The sequence below is a fragment of the Sphingomonas bacterium genome, from assembly GCF_903643035.1.
In the GTDB taxonomy this organism is placed as follows: domain Bacteria; phylum Pseudomonadota; class Alphaproteobacteria; order Sphingomonadales; family Sphingomonadaceae; genus Sphingomonas.
Window position 1 is genome coordinate 1 of record NZ_CAHJWW010000199.1, and the last position, 5,007, is coordinate 5,007.

Below are 5,007 nucleotides of genomic sequence, written 5' to 3' on the forward strand. Positions count from 1 at the left end.
ACGGCGCGGCGTTCGACGCCGGCTATGCGCCCGACGCCGTCATGGGGGAGGGCGACGCGGTGGCGGGCGACGGATGGACGCTGACGGCGATCGCCACGCCCGGCCATTCCAGCCAGCACCTCGCCTTCGCGCTGCCGCAGGCGCAGGACGGGGCGGGCGCGCTCTTCCCCGGCGACCATGTCATGGGCTGGTCGACCAGCGTCGTCTCGCCGCCCGACGGCGACATGGGCGAATATGTCGCCAGCCTGGAAAAGCTGCAGGGGCGCGGCGAGCGCGTCTGGTATCCCGGACATGGCGAGGCGATCGAGCAGCCGCAGCGGCTGTTGCGCGGGATGATCGTCCACCGTCGCCAGCGCGAGGGACAGATAGTGCGCCTTCTCGCCGCCGGGCCCGTGCGGGTCCCGGAGATGACGCGGCGGCTGTACGCCGGTCTCGCCGCGCCGCTGGTGCCCGCCGCCGAGCGGTCGGTGCTCGCGCATCTGATCGACCTCGAACGGCGCGGGCTGGTATCGGCCACGGGGGAGGGCGCATGGCGCGAAACGGGCGCCTAGCGGCCGTCCTGCTGACCGGCATGGCCGCGTTCGGGCTCTACCAGTACCGACAGGCCCGGCAGGCGGAAAAGGCGCAGGCGCAGGCGGAGCTTCAGGCCGGGATCGACGCCTCCCGCGTGCTGAGCGCGGCGTTCGGGCGCGAGGCGTCGCTGCGCGTCGCGACGCTGACCGGGCAGGTGCGGTCGCGCGGCGCATGCCTCACCGGCGGTCTGCTGACGAACACGCAGGCGACGGTCGCACCCTATCGGGTGGCCTATTCGGTCGATCTCGGCCATGTTGACCGGCGGAACTACCGGTGGGACGCGCGGGGCCGAGTCATGTTCGTGGAACTGCCCGGCGTGGTCGCGGAACCGCCGGCGATCGACATGGCCAGGGCACGGACGGCGCAGTCCGGCCTCTTCATCTCGCGTGCCTGCGGCGTGGCGATGCAGGGGCAGGTGGCCGGGCGCCTGGCGGCCGCCGCCGCCGACCGGTCGCTCGCTCCCGCCTATCTCGCCCAGGCGCGCGAGTCGGCGCGCGACGCGGTCGGGCGGATCACGCGGGCACCGCTCGCGGCCGGCGGCCTTGGCACCGTGAGCGTCCGCATCCGCTTCGCGACCGATCCCCGGCCGCAGGACGATCGCCGGTGGGACGTCTCGCGATCGATTGAAGATGTGCTGGCGGACCCTAGGTTACACCCATGACCGCGCTCTACCACAGCTTCACGGGCCTCGACCTTCGCGCCGAGATCGACCGCCTCCGCGCCGAGAAGAACGCCGTGATCCTGGCGCACTACTATCAGAAGCCCGAATTGCAGGACATCGCCGACTTCGTGGGCGACAGCCTGGACCTGTCGCGCAAGGCGCAGGCGACGCAGGCGGACGTGATCGCCTTTTGCGGCGTGCGCTTCATGGCCGAGACCGCGAAGATCCTGTCGCCCGACAAGATCGTGGTGCTGCCCGACATGGACGCCGGCTGCAGCCTGGAGGACAGCTGCCCGCCCGAGCAGTTCGCCGCCTTTCGCGCCGCGCATCCCGATCACATCGCGCTGACGTACATAAACTGCTCGGCCGAGGTGAAGGGGTTGAGCGACGTCATCGTCACCTCGTCGTCCGCCGAGACGATCCTGGCGAAGCTGCCGCGCGACCAGAAGATCATCTTCGGTCCCGACCGCAACCTTGGCGGCTATCTGGTGCGCAAGACCGGGCGCGACATGCTGTTGTGGCCGGGCGTGTGCATCGTGCACGAGGCGTTCTCCGAAACCGAGTTGCTGAAGCTGAAGGCGCGGCATCCGGGCGCTCCGGTCGCGGCGCACCCCGAATGCCCCGCGGTGATCCTCGACCACGCCGATTACGTCGGCTCGACGCGCGGCATCCTGGAGTTCGCGAATGCGATGGCCGGCGACACGCTGATCGTCGCGACGGAGCCGCACATTATCCACCAGATGGCAAAGGCGATGCCCGGCAAGCGTTTCATCGGCGCGCCGGGCGCGGACGGGAACTGCAACTGCAACATCTGCCCGTACATGGCGCTGAACACGATGGAGAAGCTGTACGTCGCGTTGCGCGACCTCGAACCCCGGATCGAGATCGAGGAAGGGCTGCGGCTGCGCGCGAAGAAGAGCCTGGACGCGATGCTGGACATGGCGGGCGGCACGGTGGGGCGGGGCGACCTTGGACCTGCGCGCGTGACGGGGGACTGAGCGATCCCGACGACCTTTCATCTCGCGGGCTTCGACCTCGACCCGTTCGTCGCCGCCACGCTGGCGGAGGACACGGTCGGCCCCGGTGGCGAGGCGGGCGACATCACCGCCGCCGCGGTGATCCCGCATAACGCGCGGTTCCGCGGCACGATGGCGGCGCGCGACGCCGTCACCGTCGCCGGGCTGCCGATCGCGGAGGCGTTCTTCCGCGCGCTCGACCCAGACGTGGCGATCGATAGGCTGGTGGAGGACGGCGAGTCGGTGACGGCGGGCGCCGTGCTGCTGCGGATCGACGGCCGCGCGCGCGCGATGCTCACCGCCGAGCGGTCGGCGCTCAACACCGTCCAGCACCTGTCCGGGATCGCGACCCTCACGCGCACCTATGTCGATGCGATCGCCGGCACGGGCGCGACGCTGCTCGACACGCGCAAGACGCTGCCGGGGCTGCGCGTGCTGGAGAAATACGCGACCCGCATGGGCGGTGCGACCAACCACCGCATGGGGCTGTGGGACGCGGCGATGATAAAGGACAATCACGTCGCGGTCGCAGGCGGGGTGGGCGAGGCGGTGGCGCGCGCGGTGCGGGCCGGGATCGAGCGGATCATCGTCGAGGTCGATCGCCTCGACCAGATCGAGCCCGCGCTGGCGGCGGGCGCGACGTGGCTGCTGCTCGACAACATGGGCGCGGACATGCTGGGCGAGGCGGTGGCGATCGTGGCGGGGCGCGCGGTGACAGAGGCGTCGGGCGGCGTCCGGCTCGACACGATCCGCGCGATCGCGGGGACGGGCGTGACGTACGTCAGCGTCGGCCGGCTGACCCAGTCGGCCCCGGCGGCGGACATCGGGCTGGACCTGGCGATCGGCTGATCCCGGGCGACGCGGGCTTGCCAACCGCTTGCCGGTGGCTAGTCTGCGAGCGTCACAGGGGAGGGACGGGCATGAGACCGATATCGATCGTCAATTTCGAGCGGTGCTATCTAGGCGCGATCGTCGTCGGCCTCGTCAACTCGCTGCTCGTCGTTCCCGCCATGCTGCGGACGCCACAGGTCGCGCAGGCGACGGCGACGCTCGGCACCGGCTTCCTGTACGGCTCGATCGCGATCGGCATCGCGATAACACTGCTGCTCTGGTATTTCGCCGCACGGCGCGCGAGCGTGGTCGCCAAGTGGATCATCGTGGTGTTCTTCGCCTTCGGCGTGCTGGGGCTGGTCCGCAACGCGATGGCGGGCTTTCCGGCCGGCCTGTCGGGCGTGCTCAGTATCGTCGCCCTGGTGCTTCAGGCGGTGGCGGTATACCTGCTGTTCCGTCCGGACGCGAACGCCTGGTTCCGCGGCGGGGCCACCGACCTGCGCGGTACGTTCGAGTGATGCGCGCCGCGTTTCTGACCGTCGTTACGCTTGCGCTACCCGCCGCCGCCGCCGGCGCGCAGACATACAGCTGCGCCGCGCCCGCGATCCTGCCGCGAGTCCACGCCGAACTGCCGGGCGACCGCAACCCGCAGCGGCTGCTGCCGATCGGCGGCTATACGCTCGCGGTGACGTGGACGCCCGAATACTGCCACGGCCATCGCGGCGATCCGGCGGCGGCGTTCGAGTGCGAGCGCGCGAGCTTCGGCTTCGCGCTCCACGGCCTGTGGCCCGACGGCATCGGTCCCGAGTGGCCGCAATATTGCAAGTCCACCGCGCTGCTGCCGCCCGCGACGATCCGGCGCACCATCTGCGCGACGCCATCGGCTCAGCTGCTCCAGCACGAATGGGCCAAGCACGGCACCTGCACGGGCCTGGCGCCCGACGCCTATTTCGCGCGCTCGACCGGGCTGTACCGCAAGCTCGCATGGCCGGACATGGCCTCGCTCGCCCGCTCGCCGGCCACCGCGGGTTCAGTCGCGCAGGCGGTGGCGCGCGCCAATCCCGGCCTCTCCTCCGACATGATCCGCGTCACCGCCAACCGGAACGGCTGGCTGGACGAGCTGTGGCTCTGCCTGGACCGACAGATGGCCTATGCGCGATGCCGGGCGGGCAGCGGCGGCGTTCCTGCCGGCACCGCGATCAGGATAGCCGCGCCGGACCGGCAGTCGGCGGTGGAATACGGGCGCCGGCCGGTCAGCGGTCGATCACGGCCGCGGCGGGATGATGCTTCTCAAGATAGCGCCGGATGATCTTCAGGTTGCGGCTGTTCGACCGGAAGAAGAAGTCCGGTACCGCGCCGACGAAGGGGATCAGGCCCAGCGCCCAGTCGATCCCGACATTAGCCATCATCCGCGCCATCGTCCGCCGCGGCATGCCGAGGTTGCGCGCTTCCCATACCATCCAGCCGCCCAGCACGGCGGCGATGGCGTCGCCCGCGAACGGCAATGCGTCTAGGATCACGTCCAGCCCGATCCGCCGGTTGATGCCGGGCACGACGAACAATCCTTCCATCAGATGCTCCATCGCCTCCACGCGCCGCCGGACCGACAGCGGATCGGTGCCGATCGGGAACCGCTCGGCGAGCGGCGGGGTGTAGCGGGTCGTGCGGTCGGCCATGGTTCGGGAGTCCGTCTGGAAACGCGCGGGAAAGCGCGTGTCGGCGCGTTTGCGACAGGCCCTCAGGTGGGGCCGTCGCGCAGGTGGTTCAACGGATGCCACGCGCGCGCATTGCCCTGCCATTGCCGCAGCCGCAGCGCGACCAGCGACCAGCGCAAGGGTCGGGCGAGCGGGATGAACGGCACGTCGTCCGCCACCGCGCGATCGGCGGCGGCCAGCGTCCGCGCCCGCGCCGCGAGGTCGGGCGCGA

7 protein-coding genes and 1 pseudogene are annotated in these 5,007 nt (G+C 70.9%); 6 read left to right on the top strand and 2 right to left on the bottom strand.

From position 1 onward, the window contains the following. From HUV01_RS11775 to HUV01_RS11800, 6 genes are all read left to right on the top strand, one after another. On the top strand, positions 1-551 hold a 551-nt coding region (locus HUV01_RS11775), incomplete at its 5' end, for an MBL fold metallo-hydrolase (RefSeq protein ID WP_368040028.1). Then, positions 530-1,234, top strand: a complete 705-nt coding sequence (locus tag HUV01_RS11780; RefSeq protein WP_174298437.1) for a hypothetical protein — start codon at positions 530-532, stop codon at positions 1,232-1,234. The genes HUV01_RS11775 and HUV01_RS11780, both read left to right, overlap by 22 nt. Then, entirely contained in the window at positions 1,231-2,232 is a 1,002-nt protein-coding gene (nadA, locus tag HUV01_RS11785) for a quinolinate synthase NadA (protein ID WP_174298438.1), read from the top strand. Before HUV01_RS11780 ends, nadA begins: the two co-directional genes overlap by 4 nt. 3 nt (positions 2,233-2,235) lie before the next feature. Further along, positions 2,236-3,099: a carboxylating nicotinate-nucleotide diphosphorylase gene (nadC, locus tag HUV01_RS11790; RefSeq protein ID WP_174298442.1), complete on the top strand. Its 864-nt coding sequence runs from the start codon at positions 2,236-2,238 to the stop codon at positions 3,097-3,099. A 71-nt stretch (positions 3,100-3,170) separates the two neighbouring features. Next, on the top strand, positions 3,171-3,599 hold the full coding sequence (locus HUV01_RS11795) for a hypothetical protein (RefSeq protein WP_174298439.1): 429 nt from the start codon (positions 3,171-3,173) through the stop codon (positions 3,597-3,599). After that, on the top strand, positions 3,599-4,390 hold the full coding sequence (locus tag HUV01_RS11800; protein ID WP_174298440.1) for a ribonuclease T2 family protein: 792 nt from the start codon (positions 3,599-3,601) through the stop codon (positions 4,388-4,390). The genes HUV01_RS11795 and HUV01_RS11800 overlap by 1 nt, the downstream gene beginning before the upstream one ends. Here the strand turns inward: HUV01_RS11800 and HUV01_RS11805 are convergent. Continuing rightward, the gene (locus HUV01_RS11805; RefSeq protein WP_174298441.1) at positions 4,335-4,757 is read right to left on the bottom strand and encodes a DUF4112 domain-containing protein; all 423 of its coding nucleotides are present in this window, start codon (positions 4,755-4,757) and stop codon (positions 4,335-4,337) included. The two genes, HUV01_RS11800 and HUV01_RS11805, sit on opposite strands and share 56 nt — an antisense overlap. Before the next feature lie 62 nt (positions 4,758-4,819). Next, positions 4,820-5,007: pseudogene (locus HUV01_RS11810) on the bottom strand (ABC transporter substrate-binding protein); the annotation flags it as partial.

Bases quoted from the DNA above. Each gene is read 5' to 3' on its own strand.
- HUV01_RS11780 (WP_174298437.1), top strand. From the start codon at position 530: ATGGCGCGAAACGGGCGCCTAGCGGCCGTCCTGCTGACCGGCATGGCC.
- nadA (WP_174298438.1), top strand. From the start codon at position 1,231: ATGACCGCGCTCTACCACAGCTTCACGGGCCTCGACCTTCGCGCCGAG.
- HUV01_RS11795 (WP_174298439.1), top strand. From the start codon at position 3,171: ATGAGACCGATATCGATCGTCAATTTCGAGCGGTGCTATCTAGGCGCG.
- HUV01_RS11800 (WP_174298440.1), top strand. From the start codon at position 3,599: ATGCGCGCCGCGTTTCTGACCGTCGTTACGCTTGCGCTACCCGCCGCC.
- HUV01_RS11805 (WP_174298441.1), bottom strand. From the start codon at position 4,757: ATGGCCGACCGCACGACCCGCTACACCCCGCCGCTCGCCGAGCGGTTC.